General features: G+C 55.8%; 14 protein-coding genes. 9 read left to right on the top strand and 5 right to left on the bottom strand.

The window, feature by feature from the left end:
• Window positions 1-4: 4 nt before the first annotated feature.
• Entirely contained in the window at window positions 5-793 is a 789-nt protein-coding gene (locus HMPREF3143_RS05415) for a nucleotidyltransferase domain-containing protein (protein WP_070532039.1), read from the top strand.
• A gap of 41 nt (window positions 794-834) precedes the next feature.
• Here HMPREF3143_RS05415 and lysC read toward each other — a convergent pair whose 3' ends face one another.
• Window positions 835-2,184 carry a lysine-sensitive aspartokinase 3 gene (gene lysC / locus HMPREF3143_RS05410; protein WP_008503421.1) on the bottom strand — a complete coding sequence of 450 codons (1,350 nt, stop codon included), beginning with the start codon at window positions 2,182-2,184 and terminating at the stop codon, window positions 835-837.
• 374 nt (window positions 2,185-2,558) lie between these two features.
• Between lysC and pgi the strand changes: the two genes are divergently transcribed.
• The 5 genes from pgi (at window position 2,559) to HMPREF3143_RS05385 (ending at window position 8,350) form a co-directional block, all read left to right on the top strand.
• The gene (gene pgi / locus HMPREF3143_RS05405) at window positions 2,559-4,208 is read left to right on the top strand and encodes a glucose-6-phosphate isomerase (RefSeq protein WP_008503422.1); all 1,650 of its coding nucleotides are present in this window, start codon (window positions 2,559-2,561) and stop codon (window positions 4,206-4,208) included.
• A 367-nt stretch (window positions 4,209-4,575) separates the two neighbouring features.
• Entirely contained in the window at window positions 4,576-4,818 is a 243-nt protein-coding gene (gene yjbE, locus HMPREF3143_RS05400) for an exopolysaccharide production protein YjbE (RefSeq protein WP_008503423.1), read from the top strand.
• Window positions 4,819-4,881: 63 nt separating this feature from the next.
• Window positions 4,882-5,520 carry a YjbF family lipoprotein gene (locus HMPREF3143_RS05395; protein WP_070532037.1) on the top strand — a complete coding sequence of 213 codons (639 nt, stop codon included), beginning with the start codon at window positions 4,882-4,884 and terminating at the stop codon, window positions 5,518-5,520.
• Window positions 5,517-6,254 carry a capsule biosynthesis GfcC family protein gene (locus HMPREF3143_RS05390; RefSeq protein WP_084832150.1) on the top strand — a complete coding sequence of 246 codons (738 nt, stop codon included), beginning with the start codon at window positions 5,517-5,519 and terminating at the stop codon, window positions 6,252-6,254. Before HMPREF3143_RS05395 ends, HMPREF3143_RS05390 begins: the two co-directional genes overlap by 4 nt.
• Complete coding sequence (locus HMPREF3143_RS05385; RefSeq protein ID WP_008503426.1) at window positions 6,254-8,350, top strand: YjbH domain-containing protein; 2,097 nt, start codon at window positions 6,254-6,256, stop codon at window positions 8,348-8,350. Before HMPREF3143_RS05390 ends, HMPREF3143_RS05385 begins: the two co-directional genes overlap by 1 nt.
• Window positions 8,351-8,428: 78 nt before the next feature.
• Here HMPREF3143_RS05385 and HMPREF3143_RS05380 read toward each other — a convergent pair whose 3' ends face one another.
• Window positions 8,429-8,881, bottom strand: coding sequence for an acyltransferase (locus tag HMPREF3143_RS05380; protein WP_070532031.1), 453 nt, complete (start codon window positions 8,879-8,881; stop codon window positions 8,429-8,431).
• A 96-nt stretch (window positions 8,882-8,977) separates the two neighbouring features.
• Here HMPREF3143_RS05380 and psiE point away from each other — a divergent pair, with 96 nt between their 5' ends.
• Window positions 8,978-9,388 (top strand): phosphate-starvation-inducible protein PsiE, encoded by a 411-nt coding sequence (gene psiE, locus HMPREF3143_RS05375; RefSeq protein ID WP_021242727.1) that lies wholly within the window; start codon window positions 8,978-8,980, stop codon window positions 9,386-9,388.
• 97 nt (window positions 9,389-9,485) lie between these two features.
• On the opposite strand, the gene malG is transcribed toward psiE, so the two are convergent.
• From malG to malE, 3 genes are all read right to left on the bottom strand, one after another.
• Window positions 9,486-10,376 carry a maltose ABC transporter permease MalG gene (malG, locus tag HMPREF3143_RS05370; RefSeq protein WP_008500077.1) on the bottom strand — a complete coding sequence of 297 codons (891 nt, stop codon included), beginning with the start codon at window positions 10,374-10,376 and terminating at the stop codon, window positions 9,486-9,488.
• 14 nt (window positions 10,377-10,390) lie between these two features.
• Window positions 10,391-11,935: a maltose ABC transporter permease MalF gene (gene malF, locus HMPREF3143_RS05365; protein ID WP_045407231.1), complete on the bottom strand. Its 1,545-nt coding sequence runs from the start codon at window positions 11,933-11,935 to the stop codon at window positions 10,391-10,393.
• A gap of 121 nt (window positions 11,936-12,056) precedes the next feature.
• A complete protein-coding gene (malE, locus tag HMPREF3143_RS05360; protein ID WP_008500079.1) occupies window positions 12,057-13,247 on the bottom strand; it encodes a maltose/maltodextrin ABC transporter substrate-binding protein MalE in 1,191 nt (396 codons plus the stop codon).
• Between the two features lie 370 nt (window positions 13,248-13,617).
• On the opposite strand from malE, the gene malK reads away from it, so the two are divergent.
• The gene (malK, locus tag HMPREF3143_RS05355; protein ID WP_008500080.1) at window positions 13,618-14,727 is read left to right on the top strand and encodes a maltose/maltodextrin ABC transporter ATP-binding protein MalK; all 1,110 of its coding nucleotides are present in this window, start codon (window positions 13,618-13,620) and stop codon (window positions 14,725-14,727) included.
• A gap of 71 nt (window positions 14,728-14,798) precedes the next feature.
• On the top strand, window positions 14,799-16,124 hold the full coding sequence (locus tag HMPREF3143_RS05350) for a maltoporin (RefSeq protein ID WP_008500081.1): 1,326 nt from the start codon (window positions 14,799-14,801) through the stop codon (window positions 16,122-16,124).
• Window positions 16,125-16,147 lie beyond the last annotated feature (23 nt).

The following is a 16,147-nucleotide window of genomic DNA, read 5'->3' as shown; positions in this document are numbered from 1 at the left end:
AAAAATGAGCAACAACGATGTTGATAGCGCGATGCGCGCACGTGTCTGCGCGAAACTTCGCGCTATAGAGCAGCGCTATAACGTGCGCGTGCTCTACGCCTGTGAATCGGGCAGTCGGGGATGGGGATTTGCCTCACCGGATAGCGATTATGATGTGCGGTTTTTGTACGTTCACCGCCCAGAATGGTATTTGCGCGTCGAAGCCCAGCGGGATGTGATCGAGCTGCCGATAGATGACGAACTGGACGTTTGTGGCTGGGAATGGCGCAAGGCACTGGGCCTGCTGAAGGGGGCAAACCCGACGCTTATCGAGTGGCTGGATTCCCCCGTTGTTTATCAGGAGGATGAGACGGTAGTGGCCGAGTTGCGCGCGCTGATACCCGCGTGGTTCTCACCATTGCGCGCCCGCTGGCATTACTACTCGATGGCCCGAAAAAACTTCCGTGGATATTTACAGGGGGAAACGGTTCGGCTGAAAAAGTACTTTTATGTTCTGCGACCTTTGCTGGCGGCGCGGTGGGTAGAAGCGGGGAAAGGCGTTCCACCGATGCGTTTTGCCGAACTGCTTGCCGGGAGCGAACTGTGTGCGCCGTTACGTGCGGAAATCGATGGATTACTGGAAATAAAACAGCGCGCAGGTGAAGCGGAATATGGTCCTAAACGGCCCTTACTCCACGCTTTTTTGCAAAGTGAGCTGGTGAGAGGAGAAGTGCCGCCTGTACTACCCGACAGCAGAGAAGGAAATTTAAAAGATCTGGATTCGCTGCTGATGAGAACAGTAATGAAAAGCTAAAGAATGGCCCGGTAGTGAAAACGCCCGGGCCATTCTTGCGCTTATTCAAACAAATTCTGATGAAGTTTCTGCACCACCTGCTCAGCCTGATCGGCTGGCACCAGGAAGCAGAGGTTATAGCTGGACGCACCGTAGCAAATCATGCGGATGTTGAACGGGTCGAGCACGCCAAACACCTCTTTGCCCACGCCGCAGGCGCGCGACAGCTTGTTGCCAATGATGGCAACCAGCGCCAGGTCTTCTTCGACTTCCACGCGGCACAGCTCGGACAGCTCAATCAGCAGCGACTGCGTCAGCAGGGTATCGCCGGTTGATGTGGAGCCGGTGGTGTCCAGCGTCAGCGCAATGCTCACTTCAGAGGTGGTGATCAGATCCACGGAGATATTGTGGCGTGCCAGAATGCCAAACACTTCCGCCAGGAAACCGCGGGAGTGCAGCATATTGTGGCTGTGGAGCGTCACCAGCGTCTGGCGACGGCGCAGGGCCAGGGCGCGGAACAGCGGCGGGTTTTCCGTTTTCTTGCAGACCAGCGTGCCGCCCGCTTTTGGATCTTTACTCGAGCCGACGAAGACCGGGATATCGCTGCGTACGGCAGGCAGCAGCGTGGCCGGATGCAGCACTTTCGCGCCGAAGGTGGCCATTTCCGCCGCTTCTTCAAACGCGATCACATCAATACGTTTCGCCGCGGAAACAACGCGCGGGTCGGTGGTGTAAATGCCCGGAACGTCAGTCCAGATATCGACGCGCGTAGCATGCAGGGCCTCGCCCAGCAGCGCGGCGGTATAGTCGCTGCCGCCACGGCCAAGCGTGGTCGTGCGGCCTTTCGCTTCACTGCCGATAAAGCCCTGAGTGATCACGATGCCGTCTGCCAGGCGCGGGGCCAGCTGCTGATTGGTCAGCTCGGCCAGCGCTTCAACGTCCGGCTCGGCGCGGCCAAAGCGGTCGCTGGTACGCATGATTTTGCGTACGTCAAACCACTGCGCCTGAACGTTACGCTCGCGCATGATTTCAACAAACAGCAGGGTGGACATCAGCTCACCGTGGCTGACCAGCTCATCGGTCAGGGCGGTGGAGGTGGCCAGAGAGGCCGCTTCTGCCAGCGTGGTGATGTTTTCCAGCAGGCGTTCCACTTCCTCGCGGATAACGTTCGGGTTCTGCAGACGCTCAAGGATGTCGAACTGAATTTTGCGCAGTGCATCCAGCTTCACGAAACGTTCTGTCGCTTCCAGTCCTTCAGACAGAGAAACCAGCAGGTTCGTCACGCCGGCGGATGCAGACAGCACCACCAGGCGGGTATTCGGATCGGCCAGCACCACATCGGCGCTGCGGTTCATGGCATCGTAATCGGCCACACTGGTGCCGCCAAACTTGGCGACCACAAAACTCGTCATAACAACCTCGTGTCAGGGAATGAATAAGCGACCATGGCACAAGAATGAAACGAAAACAGGTGCAGGCGCAAAATACGGCCCTATAAATAAAATGTGGGGGAGGTCCTGTCAATGTTGGGATTATGCGGATTTTTTATGGGGGGGTACCCCTGAGAAACAGGACTTATAACAGGGCCAGATTTTATGCTTCGTTTTAGGGCATTTTGACCGACATTTCTCCGCTCCAGGAGGGCGCTTCAGCAGCTATACTTTTCGGGTCTTTTCACCTGTGTTTGATGCAGGCCAGGGCAATGGCATAAAAACCATCACAATTTTTATTTGCAGGCGCTACAATCGACCGCAGTCACAATTCTCAAATCAGAAGAGTATTGCTAATGAAAAACATCAACCCAACGCAGACCGCTGCCTGGCAGGCACTCCAGAAACATTTTGATGAAATGAAAGACGTCACCATCGCGGACCTGTTCGCGAAAGATGCCGATCGTTTCAGCAAGTTCTCCGCGACCTTCGACGACCTGATGCTGGTGGATTTCTCTAAAAACCGCATTACCGAAGAGACGCTGGCAAAACTGCAGGATCTGGCGAAAGAAACCGAGCTGGCGGACGCCATCAAATCCATGTTCTCCGGTGAGAAGATCAACCGCACCGAAGACCGTGCCGTGCTGCACGTAGCCCTGCGTAACCGTAGCAATACCCCAATCATCGTTGACGGCAAAGACGTCATGCCGGAAGTGAACGCGGTGCTGGAAAAGATGAAAACCTTCTCCGAAGCGATCATCTCCGGAAGCTGGAAAGGCTACACCGGCAAAGCGATCACCGACGTGGTTAACATCGGTATCGGCGGTTCTGACCTCGGTCCGTTCATGGTGACCGAAGCGCTGCGCCCGTACAAAAACCACCTGAATATGCACTTTGTGTCTAACGTCGATGGTACCCACATCGCCGAAGTGCTGAAGAACGTGAACCCGGAAACCACCCTGTTCCTGGTTGCGTCTAAAACCTTTACCACTCAGGAAACCATGACCAACGCCCACAGCGCGCGCGACTGGTTCCTGAAAACCGCGGGCGACAACAAGCACGTGGCGAAACACTTCGCTGCGCTGTCCACCAACGGTAAAGCCGTCAGCGAGTTCGGTATCGACACCGCGAACATGTTCGAGTTCTGGGACTGGGTCGGTGGCCGCTACTCTCTGTGGTCTGCAATCGGTCTGTCTATCATCCTGTCCGTGGGCTTCGACAACTTCGTTGAGCTGCTCTCCGGCGCGCACGCGATGGACAAACACTTCTCCACCACCGCACCAGAGAAAAACCTGCCGGTGCTGCTGGCACTGATCGGTATCTGGTACAACAACTTCTTTGGCGCTGAAACCGAAGCGATCCTGCCGTATGACCAGTACATGCACCGCTTTGCGGCTTACTTCCAGCAGGGCAACATGGAATCCAACGGTAAATACGTGGACCGTAACGGCAACGCGGTGGATTACCAGACTGGCCCAATCATCTGGGGCGAGCCGGGCACTAACGGTCAGCACGCGTTCTATCAGCTGATTCACCAGGGCACCAAAATGGTACCGTGCGATTTCATCGCCCCGGCTATCACCCATAATCCGCTGTCCGACCACCATCCGAAGCTGCTGTCCAACTTCTTCGCCCAGACCGAAGCGCTGGCGTTCGGTAAATCCCGCGAGGTGGTTGAGCAGGAATACCGCGACCAGGGTAAAGATCCGGCAACGCTGGAGCACGTGGTGCCGTTCAAAGTGTTCGAAGGCAACCGTCCAACCAACTCCATCCTGCTGCGCGAAATCACGCCGTTCAGCCTTGGCGCGCTGATTGCCCTGTACGAGCACAAAATCTTCACGCAGGGCGCGATCCTGAACATCTTCACCTTTGACCAGTGGGGCGTTGAGCTGGGTAAACAGCTGGCAAACCGTATTCTGCCAGAGCTGGGTGACGATAACGCGATTACCAGCCATGACAGCTCGACCAATGGGTTGATCAATCGTTATAAAGCATGGCGTGCGTAATTAAAACGCCATGAAAACGTGCCGGCTTAATGCCGGCATTTTTTTATCAGATAATTCCTGATGTCTGTTAGTTAACGCAAATTCTGGTTCTGAGTTTAATCTGAAAAAGACGTTTAACCCGTTAATTGCTGCGGTTTATTTTAAGAAAATACGCAGAAGGAACTTAATATATCAATATTATAAGTTATTGTTTTATAGTTATTTAATATTTTTTCTCTTTGTCTTTCATTTCGATTTTATCCATTAGTCTGAAAACCCACCCTCTATTTCCCCTTACGGCAAACCCACGGCATGAGTTGTGTATACTCGATTCCGCCTGAAATTCTTTTCGGGCAAATCTCCATTCATTCATTGAAGGGAAATTGTTATGAAGAAAGTACTGTATGGCATTTTTGCCATATCTGCGCTTGCGGCGACATCTGTCTATGCAGCTCCGGTTCAGGTCGGGGAAGCGGCAGGTTCGGCTGCGACGTCTGCGTCTGCGGGAAGTTCTACCGCAGCCAGCGCCAGCACCGTAAGTTCAGCCGTGGGTGTCGCGCTGGCGGCAACCGGTGGCGGTGATGGCTCCAACACCGGAACCACGACCACCACGACAACCAGCACCCAGTAATAGCGGGTGTTTTAATCATAACCACACTTCGGTGTGGTTATTTCGCCCCTTCGGAGAAGAGTCGTGAAGCGACCAGCAATCATTCTGATTTGCCTGCTGCTGCAGGCATGCTCGGCCACCACTAAAGGGCTGGGAAACTCACTGTGGGAAAGCCTGTTCGGCACACCGGGCGTGCATTTGACCGATGACGAGCTTCAGAACATGCCTTATGCCAGTCAGTACATGCAGCTTAACGATGGCCCGCAACTGTTTGTGGTGCTCGCTTTCGATGAAAACGGGCAGCAGAAATGGGTGACGCAGGATCAGGCCACCATCGTGACGCAGCATGGTCGTATCGTGAAAACCCTGTTGGGCGGCGATAACCTGCTGGAGGTGAATAATCTCGCTGACGATCCGCTGATCAAGCCGAACCAGATCGCCGACGGTGCGGGCTGGACGCGCACGATGGGCTGGACCGAACACAAGCAGGTGCGTTATGTCACGGCACGCTCGACCTTCCGCTGGGACGGCACCGACAGCGTGAAGGTCGGCAGCGACGAAACGCAGGTTCGCGTGCTGGATGAAGAGGTCCCCACCGACCAGGCCACCTGGCATAACCGCTTCTGGATCGACGAGGAAGGGCAGATCCGCCAGTCCTTACAGTATCTCGGTGCCGGATTCTTCCCGGTCAAAACCACCCTGATCAAGGCGGCGAAATCATGAAAACGCTCATCCACGCTGCGCTTATCGCCAGTTTTGCCGCGCCGCTGGCATGGTCCGCGGGAACGGTAAAGGTCTACACGCCGGACAGTGAAAAACCTAAAACCTTAACCCACGCCGAACATCTGCTCGATCTCGTCGGACAGCCAAGGCTTGCCAACAGCTGGTGGCCAGGCGCGGTCATCGCTGAACGGCAGAAGACCGTGGAAGCGGAACAGCAGCACAAGGCGCTTCTTGCCAGGCTAACGGGACTCGCGGAACAGGAAGACGGCGACGACGCGGCGGCCATTAACAGCGTCCGTCAGCAGCTGCAGGCGCTGAAGGGGACGGGCCGACAGAACGTCAATCTTGACCCGGATGAGGTGCGCGTCACGGAAAACGGCAACCCGACCCTGGAAGGGGACTATACGCTCTGGCTTCCGGCGAAGCCGACGACGGTGACCGTGATGGGGCTGATCGGCAGCCCGGGTAACAAGCCCTTTACCCCCGGCCGCGACGTGGCGAGCTACCTCGACGAGCAGAGTCTGCTGAGCGGCGCGGATAACAGCTACGCCTGGGTGGTTTACCCTGACGGCCACACGCAAAAAGCCCCCGTTGCTTACTGGAATAAACGACATATCGAACCCATGCCGGGCAGCATTATTTTTGTCGGTTTTGCCGACCATTTCTGGACGAAGGCGTATGACGGGCTTAACGCCGATATCCTTCACTCCCTGATTCAGCGGATACCGGAATAATGAAAAGAACCTATCTCTACAGCATGCTGGCGCTCTGCGTGAGTGCCGCCTGCCATGCAGAAACGTATCCGGCACCCATTGGCCCGTCTCAGTCAGACTTCGGCGGCGTCGGTTTACTGCAAACGCCCACCGCGCGTATGGCGCGCGAAGGGGAAATTAGCCTTAACTACCGTGATAACGATCAGTATCGTTACTACTCGGCGTCGGTGCAGTTGTTCCCGTGGCTTGAAACCACGCTGCGCTATACCGACGTCCGGACGAAACAATACAGCAGCGTCGAGGCGTTCTCAGGCGATCAGACCTATAAAGATAAAGCCTTCGACGTCAAGCTGCGCCTGTGGGAAGAGAGCTACTGGATGCCGCAGGTCTCCGTGGGCGCCAAAGATATTGGTGGTACCGGCCTGTTTGATGCGGAATACATCGTGGCCAGCAAGGCCTGGGGGCCGTTCGACTTCTCGCTCGGTCTCGGATGGGGCTATCTCGGCACCAGCGGCAACGTGAAAAACCCGTTTTGCTCCTACAGCGATAAATACTGCTACCGCGATAACAGCTATCAGAAAGCGGGCTCCATCAACGGCGACCAGATGTTCCACGGCCCGGCCTCGCTGTTTGGCGGCGTGGAGTATCAGACGCCCTGGCAGCCACTGCGCCTGAAGCTGGAGTACGAGGGGAATGACTACTCGCAGGACTTCGCCGGGAAGATTGAGCAGAAGAGCAAGTTTAACGTCGGCGCCATTTATCGCGTCACCGATTGGGCCGACGTTAACCTCAGCTACGAGCGCGGCAATACGGTGATGTTTGGCTTTACGCTGCGCACCAACTTCAACGACATGCGGCCGCACTACAACGACAACGCGCGGCCTGCATACCAGCCGGAGCCGCAGGATGCGATTCTGCAGCACTCCGTGGTGGCAAACCAGCTGACGCTGCTGAAATACAATGCCGGCCTGGCGGATCCAAAAATTCAGGTGAAAGGCGATACGCTGTACGTCACCGGCGAGCAGGTGAAATACCGCGACTCGCGGGAAGGGATCGAGCGCGCCAACCGGATCGTCATGAACGATCTCCCGGACGGGATCCGTACGATCCGCGTGACGGAGAACCGTCTCAACCTGCCGCAGGTGACGACGGAAACGGACGTTGCCAGCCTGAAGCGCCATCTGGAAGGCGAACCGCTCGGACATGAAACCGAGCTGGTGCAAAAACGCGTTGAGCCGATCGTGCCGGAGACCACCGAGCAGGGCTGGTATATCGACAAGTCGCGCTTCGATTTCCATATCGATCCGGTGCTAAACCAGTCCGTCGGCGGGCCGGAAAACTTCTACATGTATCAGCTGGGCGTCATGGCGACGGCGGATCTGTGGCTGACCGACCACCTGCTGACCACCGGCAGCCTGTTCGGCAACATCGCCAACAACTACGACAAGTTCAACTACACTAACCCGCCAAAAGACTCGACGCTGCCGCGCGTGCGTACCCGCGTGCGTGAGTACGTACAGAACGATGCCTATGTGAATAACCTGCAGGCCAATTACTTCCAGTACTTCGGTAACGGCTTCTACGGGCAGGTGTACGGCGGGTATCTGGAAACCATGTACGGCGGCGCGGGGGCAGAAGTGCTTTATCGTCCTGTTGACAGCAACTGGGCGTTCGGGATTGATGCCAACTACGTTAAACAGCGTGACTGGCGCAGCGCGCAGGACATGATGAAGTTCACCGACTACAGCGTCAAAACCGGTCACCTGACCGCGTACTGGACGCCGTCGTTCGCGCCTGACGTGCTGGTGAAAGCCAGCGTCGGCCAGTATCTGGCGGGCGATAAGGGCGGCACGCTGGATATATCCAAACACTTCGACAGCGGCGTCGTGGTGGGCGGCTACGCCACCATTACCAACGTCTCGCCGGACGAATATGGGGAAGGGGACTTCACCAAAGGAGTTTACGTGTCGATTCCGCTGGATCTGTTCTCATCCGGTCCAACCCGTAGCCGCGCGGCCATCGGCTGGACGCCGCTGACGCGTGACGGCGGTCAACAGCTTGGACGTAAGTTCCAGCTGTACGACATGACCAGCGATAAGAACATTAACTTCCGCTGATGCTTCACGCCGGGCGGCACTGCGTTTGCCCGGCCTACGGGTTTTGTAGGCCCGGTAAGCGCAGCGCCACCGGGCGAATCACAAGCGGCGCAGCAGCCTCGCCGGGTTCCCGGCATAGACACCTTTCTCAACGATCGATTTTGTTACCACGCTCCCTGCACCAATCACCGCACCGTCGCAGATGGATACCGCCAGAATGGTCGCTCCACTGCCTATCGAAACATCATTCCCCACGGTAATATGGCCCCAGCTCTCTCGGTCGGCGTTCGGTTTCCCCTCCCGAAACATATCGTTGGCAAACATCACGCCATGGCCAACAAAGCAACGCTTACCAATAGTGACATACTCGCAGATGAAGGTGTGCGACTGGATTTTGCAGTCGTCATCGATGCGCGTATTGCCCTGGATTTCAACAAACGGGCCGACGAATACGCCGTTGCCCAGCACACAGTCGTAAAGATTAGCAGGTTCATATACGATCACATTGTCGCCACAGGTCACGTTACGAACCCCGGTTTGTTTACGCTCCATCGGTTTTCTTCCTACATAAAACATAATTAAAAAATATAGATCCCCGTCACATTTTTGCGTTATACAGAAACCTCGCCCTGGAGAATGAGGTGCTGTATGACATCCCTGACTCGCCCGCGCGTTGAGTTTATCTCAACTGTCCTCCAGACCGTGCTGAACCTCGGTCTGCTGAGCCTTGGCCTGATCCTGGTCGTCTTTTTGGGTAAGGAGACGGTGCATCTGGCGGATGTGCTGTTCGCCCCTGAACAAACCAGCAAATATGCGCTGGTGGAAGGCCTGGTGGTCTACTTTCTCTACTTTGAATTTATCGCCCTGATTGTGAAGTATTTTCAGTCCGGCTTTCACTTCCCGCTGCGTTATTTTGTCTACATTGGGATCACCGCGATTGTGCGGCTGATCATCGTCGATCATAAATCCCCGCTCGATGTGCTGATCTACTCGGCGGCGATCCTGCTGCTGGTGATCACCCTCTGGCTGTGTAACTCGAAGCGGCTGAAACGCGAATAAAAAAATGGCGGCCCGGAGGCCGCCTAACAACAGTCACAAGTTGGGTCAATACAATACGTCTAAAGTTGAGGGTTGCAGTGGCATAACAAAATGAAACTTAACCTTTCACACCGCCCGCCGTCAGGCCGTTCACCAGCCAGCGCTGCGCCAGCAGGAACACCACGGTAATCGGGATGGCAGAGAGTACGGCCGCCGCGGCAAAGTCGCCCCACAGGTAGTTTTGCGGGTTGAGGTATTGCTGCATCCCTACGGCCAGGGTGTAGCTGTTCACATCACGCAGTAACAGTGAGGCAACCGGTACTTCGGTGATCGCAGCGATAAACGACAGGATAAACACTACCGCCAGAATCGGCACCGACAGCGGCAACAGCACCAGGCGGAACGCCTGCCATGGGGTCGCGCCATCCAGCGCAGCCGCTTCTTCCAGCGAACCGTCGATGGTTTCGAAATAGCCTTTAATGGTCCACACATGCAGTGCGATACCGCCAAGGTAGGCGAAGATCACGCCACCGTGGGTGTTCAGACCGATAAACGGAATGTACTGGCCCAGGCGGTCAAACAGGGCATATAACGCCACCAGCGACAGCACCGCCGGGAACATCTGGAAAATCAGCATCCCTTTCAGCAGCGTCGCTTTGCCCGGGAAACGCATGCGGGCAAAGGCGTAAGCGCAGGTGGTGGACAGCGCCACGATACCAATGGCGGTAATACCTGCGATTTTCACCGAGTTCCACAGCCACAGCAGCACCGGGAACGGCGGCGGCGTGACGCGGCCATCCGCGTGTTCCACGCTGAAGCCCAGCGCGAGCTTCCAGTGCTCCCAGGAGATTTCGTCCGGGATCAGGCTCCCGGTGGCGAAGTTACCCGAACGCAGGGAGATGGCGATAACCATCAGCAGCGGGAACATGATCGCCGCGATAAAAATCAGCAGGCCCAGGTGCGTCGCCAGGAGGCGCAGTTTCTGAGATTTGGGTTGTACCATAGCCATGTTCAGTGCCCTCCTTAGTCAAATTTCATACGTGTGGCTTTCAGGTTCACAATCGCCAGGGCGCCCACCAGCAGGAAGATCAGGGTGGCAATCGCTGCCGCCAGACCGAAGTCCTGACCGCCGCCGCCTTCGAAGGCGATACGGTAGGTGTAGCTCACGAGCAGGTCGGTATAGCCTGCCGGCGTGGTGGTGCCAAGACGGTCCGGGCCGCCGTTGGTCAACAGCTGAATCAGCACGAAGTTGTTAAAGTTAAAGGCGAAGCTGGCAATCATCAGCGGGGTGAGCGGCTTGATGAGCAGCGGCAGCGTAATCTTAAAGAAGTTCTGGAACGGGCCCGCGCCGTCCATCGCCGAAGCTTCGTACAGGTCATCCGGGATGGCCTTCAGCAGCCCCATGCACAGGATCATCATGTACGGATAGCCCAGCCAGGTATTCACGATGATGATCATCGAGCGGGCGGTGGTTGGGTCGCTGAACCAGGCCGGTTTGATGCCGAACAGCGCGCTCAGCATCATGTTGATTTCACCGAAGCTCTGGTTAAACAGCCCTTTGAAAATCAGAATCGAGATAAACGACGGCACGGCATACGGCAGAATCAGCAGCACGCGGTAGATCGCTTTGCCCTTCAGGGATTCCCACTGGACAAGACAGGCCAGCACCATGCCCACGGCCACGGTGAGGATCACGGTCAGTACGGAGAAGACCACCGTCCAGACGAAGATGGCGAAGAACGGTTTCTGAATGCCTTCGTCGGTAAATACGCGGGTAAAGTTGTCCCAGCCGATGGTGACGGTATAGCCCGGGCTGAGTTTGTCATCACCCCATTTGCCGTCGGCAGTAATGGACTGATAGAAACCAATGTCGTTATTCGGACGGTACTTCACGCCGCTCTGGTTGTTGGTCAGCGTGCCGTCATCCGCCAGGGTATAGAGCGGTTGGGTGCCGGAGAACTGGCGCAGCGAGCTCATGATCACTTTGCTGTCGTCTGGCAGCACGGCGGTGAGCTGGGTCAGCGCCTGACGGTTTTGGGTGATGACGCGCAGGTTGGCACGTTCACCTTCCGGCAGAGCCTCGGCCTCTTTTAAGGCCAGCTTCTGCTCGCCGCCAAATTTGAAGGCGTCAGAGACATAGTATTTACCGCTTGCTTCGTCAGTAAGCGCTAACTTCCATTCGTTGCCTGCGGGATACAGGCCGAAGTTAAAGGTCTTGCCTGCCTGGTATGAGCGGTCCAGCAGGACCTGCTGCGCGCGTTCCTGCGCAAGCTGGTTGGTGCTGCTGTAGTTGGTAAACGCAATGGCGACGGTACAAATCAACGGGAACAGGACAAACAGCCCCATCCCGGCCACGCCCGGGTAGACATAGCGCCAGGCATAGGCTTTACGGTTGGCGAAAATATACAGGCCAGCAGAGCTCAAAATCAGCGTCATGATGGCGAACAGATATTCCCCTTGTACGTACATTAAAACAACAAGGTAACCCACCAGCAGACACAGCAGACCGATCGCTGACCATTTCAGCGCGTCGCTTTGCCACCAGCGTTTCTTTTTAATGACATCCATGGGGTTCTTCCTCTACAACGGTGGAATCTTATCGTCAGGTGGCGCTGCGCTTACCTGACCTACGGATCGTGCCGTAGTCGTAGGGCGGGTAAGCGCACGCGCTACCCGCCGTTTTTCAGACTTACTTAGTAATACGACCCTGAGCATCTTTCAGCGCGGCATCGACAGTCTGACGACCGCTTGCAGCGTTGATAACCGCGGTACGGGTGGCGTACCAGAATGCGGCCATCTGTGGGATGTTCGGCATGATTTCGCCTTTCTGGGCGTTATCCATGGTGGCCGCGATACGTGGGTCTTTCGCCAGCTGATCCTGGAAGGATTTCAGCGCAACGGCACCCAGCGGTTTGTCCTTGTTCACTTCATCCAGACCCTGATCGGTCAGCAGGTAGTTTTCCAGGAACTCTTTCGCCAGCTCTTTGTTCGGGCTGGCGGCGTTGATGCCTGCGCTCAGCACGCCAACGAACGGTTTAGACGGCTTGCCTTTGAAGGTTGGCAGCAGCGTCACGCCGTAGTTGACTTTGCTCTTGTCGATGTTGGTCCAGGCCCACGGACCGTTGATGGTCATCGCGGTTTCGCCTTTGTTGAACGCCGCTTCCGCGATGGAGTAATCGGTATCCGCGTTCATGTGTTTGTTCTTGATCAGGTCGACCAGGAAGGTCAGGCCCGCTTTCGCGCCCGCGCTGTCGACGCCCACGTCTTTCACGTCGTATTTGCCGTTTTCAAACTTGAACGCGTAACCGCCGTCGGCAGCAATCAGCGGCCAGGTGAAGTACGGCTCTTGCAGGTTGAACATCAGGGCGGATTTACCTTTCGCCTTCAGCTCTTTATCCAGTTTCGGGATCTCTTCCCAGGTTTTCGGTGGGTTAGGGACCAGGTCTTTATTGTAAATCAGAGACAGGGCTTCAACCGCGACAGGGTAAGCGATCAGCTTGCCGTTATAGCGAACGGCGTCCCAGGTGAACGGGAACAGTTTGTCCTGGAAAGCTTTGTCCGGGGTGACTTCAGCCAGCAGGCCAGACTGTGCGTAACCGCCAAAACGGTCATGCGCCCAGAAGATGATGTCCGGGCCGTCGCCGGTTGCCGCAACCTGCGGGAATTTCTCTTCCAGTTTGTCCGGGTGCTCTACGGTCACTTTGATGCCGGTGTCTTTCTCGAATTTTTTGCCCACTTCGGCCAGGCCGTTATAGCCCTTGTCGCCGTTAATCCAGATAACCAGCTTGCCTTCTTCAATTTTGGCGAGCGCCGGTGCGGAAATCATCATTGCTGCAAGGGCGGACAATGCGAAAACGCGTGCGCCAGTCTTGATATTCATATCTGCCATCCTTTTTGGTGATGTCTCGTGGTATGACTTCAGTGGTTCAACGTGACTCAGTCTCCTTATTTGACATCCTCTTTCCATCCTCCCAACCCCTACGCCCCACCCCCCGTTTGTGTGATCTCCGTTGCATAAATTTAAGTTATGAGTGCTGGCGCACATAAAAACGCACTGAATTTTGCAGGCGGCTTCACGAATTTTGCCTCAGCCCGCCCACGCCGGTCGCAGAGCCTGCTCTCTCATCCTCCCGCCTCCTCCCCCATAAAAAAGCCGGGGGGTGGAGGATTCGTGAAAGTAATGGATCCCCCATAGTCACCTTATCTTGAATGTTTCTGTCGGTGACAGGTTGTAACGAAGGGAGAAGGGCATGGCGAGCGTACAGCTGCGTAATGTAACGAAAGCCTGGGGTGACGTTGTGGTGTCGAAAGACATCAATCTGGACATCCACGAAGGTGAATTCGTGGTATTTGTCGGCCCATCAGGCTGCGGTAAATCAACCCTGCTGCGTATGATTGCCGGTCTTGAAACCATCACCAGCGGCGACTTGCTGATCGGTGATACCCGAATGAATGACATCCCGCCTGCCGAACGTGGCGTAGGCATGGTGTTCCAGTCTTATGCACTCTATCCCCATCTTTCCGTCGCCGAGAACATGTCCTTTGGTTTGAAGCTGGCCGGCGCGAAGAAAGAGGTGATTAACCAGCGCGTGACGCAGGTGGCGGAAGTATTACAGCTGGCGCACCTGCTGGAGCGTAAACCGAAAGCGCTTTCCGGCGGTCAGCGTCAGCGTGTGGCGATTGGCCGTACCCTGGTCGCCGAGCCGCGCGTCTTCCTGCTCGACGAACCGCTTTCCAACCTGGATGCCGCCCTGCGCGTCCAGATGCGTATCGAAATCTCCCGTCTGCACAAGCGTCTTGGCCGCACGATGATTTACGTCACCCACGATCAGGTCGAAGCGATGACCCTCGCCGACAAAATCGTGGTGCTGGATGCCGGCCGCGTGGCGCAGGTGGGCAAACCGCTGGAGCTGTATCACTACCCGGCAGACCGCTTTGTTGCGGGCTTCATTGGCTCGCCAAAGATGAACTTCCTGCCCGTCAAAGTGACCGCGACAGCCATTGAACAGGTACAGGTGGAGCTGCCAAACCGCCAGCAGGTCTGGCTGCCGGTCGACAGCGCCAACGTACAGGTGGGGGCAAATATGTCCCTCGGTATTCGTCCTGAGCATTTACTGCCGAGCCACATTGCCGATGTGACGCTGGAAGGTGAGGTTCAGGTCGTCGAACAGCTTGGTCACGAAACACAGATTCATATCCAGATCCCCGCCATCCGTCAGAACCTGGTCTACCGCCAGAATGACGTGGTGTTGGTAGAAGAGGGTGCCACATTCGCTATCGGCTTGCCGCCAGAGCGCTGCCATCTGTTCCGTGAGGATGGCACCGCATGTCGTCGGTTGCACAAAGAGCCAGGCGTTTAAGCAATCCCAAAAGAAGACACGAAACCGACAGGTGAAGTGTTCAAAGAAAAGCAATGATCTCAGGAGATAGAATGATGATTACTCTGCGCAAACTTCCTCTGGCAGTTGCCGTCGCAGCGGGCGTAATGTCTGCTCAGGCACTGGCCGTGGATTTCCATGGTTATGCTCGTTCCGGTATCGGCTGGACGGGTAGTGGCGGCGAACAGCAGTGCTTCCAGGCAACCGGTGCCCAAAGTAAATACCGTCTGGGTAACGAATGTGAAACCTATGCGGAACTGAAGCTGGGCCAGGAAGTGTGGAAAGAAGGCGACAAGAGCTTCTACTTCGACACCAACGTAGCGTACTCCGTGGCGCAACAGAACGACTGGGAAGCCACTGATCCTGCGTTCCGTGAAGCCAACGTGCAGGGTAAAAACCTGATTGAGTGGCTGCCAGGTTCCACCATCTGGGCCGGTAAGCGCTTCTATCAGCGTCATGACGTTCACATGATCGACTTCTATTACTGGGATATTTCAGGTCCTGGTGCCGGTATCGAAAACGTCGATCTGGGCTTCGGTAAACTGTCTCTGGCCGCGACCCGTTCTCAGGAAGCGGGTGGCTCATACATCTTCACCAGCAACGATATCTATCATGACTTCAAAGACACCGCTAACGACGTCTTCGATGTGCGCTTGGCGCAGATGGAAATCAACCCGGGCGGTACGCTGGAGCTGGGTGTTGACTATGGCCGAGCTAACAAAACTGACGGTTACAGCTTCGCTGACGGCGCATCTAAAGATGGCTGGATGTTCACCGCTGAACATACCCAGAGCATGCTGAAAGGCTACAACAAGTTTGTTGTCCAGTACGCTACCGATGCAATGACCACTCAGGGCAAAGGTATTCCGCAGGGTTCCTTCACCGGCAACAACTATGACAAAGACGCTGAAATTGGTGTTGTAAATAACAAGATTAACAACAACGGTTCCCTGGTTCGTATTCTCGACCACGGTGCGATCTCTCTGGGTGACAGCTGGGATCTGATGTACGTCGGTATGTATCAGGATATCGATCGTGACGACAACAACGGTACGACCTGGTACACCGTGGGTGTGCGCCCAATGTATAAATGGACGCCAATCATGAGTACCTTGCTTGAAGTTGGCTACGACAACGTTAAGTCGCAGAAAACTGACGATACCAACAACCAGTACAAAATTACCCTTGCACAGCAATGGCAGGCCGGTAACAGCATCTGGTCCCGTCCAGCGATCCGTGTCTTCGCAACTTACGCGAAGTGGGATGAGAAATGGGGTTATGACAACGGCATTGCAAAAAGCGATACCAAAGCCACAACCTACAGCCGTGGTGACAACGATGAGTGGTCCTTCGGCGCCCAGATGGAAATCTGGTGGTAATCCCGTCTTAATCTGACGTAATG

The organism is Enterobacter sp. HMSC16D10 (genome assembly GCF_001807145.1).
GTDB lineage: Bacteria > Pseudomonadota > Gammaproteobacteria > Enterobacterales > Enterobacteriaceae > Enterobacter > Enterobacter roggenkampii.
Note: the sequence above shows the minus strand (reverse complement) of the source record. Positions and strands in the feature narration are given on the sequence as shown.

What these genes read in the sequence shown, in the direction of transcription:
- HMPREF3143_RS05380 (WP_070532031.1), bottom strand. Translation starts at nt 8,881, where the DNA reads ATGGAGCGTAAACAAACCGGGGTTCGTAACGTGACCTGTGGCGACAAT.
- HMPREF3143_RS05415 (WP_070532039.1), top strand. Translation starts at nt 5, where the DNA reads ATGAGCAACAACGATGTTGATAGCGCGATGCGCGCACGTGTCTGCGCG.
- HMPREF3143_RS05385 (WP_008503426.1), top strand. Translation starts at nt 6,254, where the DNA reads ATGAAAAGAACCTATCTCTACAGCATGCTGGCGCTCTGCGTGAGTGCC.
- malG (WP_008500077.1), bottom strand. Translation starts at nt 10,376, where the DNA reads ATGGCTATGGTACAACCCAAATCTCAGAAACTGCGCCTCCTGGCGACG.
- lysC (WP_008503421.1), bottom strand. Translation starts at nt 2,184, where the DNA reads ATGACGAGTTTTGTGGTCGCCAAGTTTGGCGGCACCAGTGTGGCCGAT.
- HMPREF3143_RS05390 (WP_084832150.1), top strand. Translation starts at nt 5,517, where the DNA reads ATGAAAACGCTCATCCACGCTGCGCTTATCGCCAGTTTTGCCGCGCCG.
- malE (WP_008500079.1), bottom strand. Translation starts at nt 13,247, where the DNA reads ATGAATATCAAGACTGGCGCACGCGTTTTCGCATTGTCCGCCCTTGCA.
- HMPREF3143_RS05350 (WP_008500081.1), top strand. Translation starts at nt 14,799, where the DNA reads ATGATGATTACTCTGCGCAAACTTCCTCTGGCAGTTGCCGTCGCAGCG.
- psiE (WP_021242727.1), top strand. Translation starts at nt 8,978, where the DNA reads ATGACATCCCTGACTCGCCCGCGCGTTGAGTTTATCTCAACTGTCCTC.
- malK (WP_008500080.1), top strand. Translation starts at nt 13,618, where the DNA reads ATGGCGAGCGTACAGCTGCGTAATGTAACGAAAGCCTGGGGTGACGTT.
- yjbE (WP_008503423.1), top strand. Translation starts at nt 4,576, where the DNA reads ATGAAGAAAGTACTGTATGGCATTTTTGCCATATCTGCGCTTGCGGCG.
- malF (WP_045407231.1), bottom strand. Translation starts at nt 11,935, where the DNA reads ATGGATGTCATTAAAAAGAAACGCTGGTGGCAAAGCGACGCGCTGAAA.
- pgi (WP_008503422.1), top strand. Translation starts at nt 2,559, where the DNA reads ATGAAAAACATCAACCCAACGCAGACCGCTGCCTGGCAGGCACTCCAG.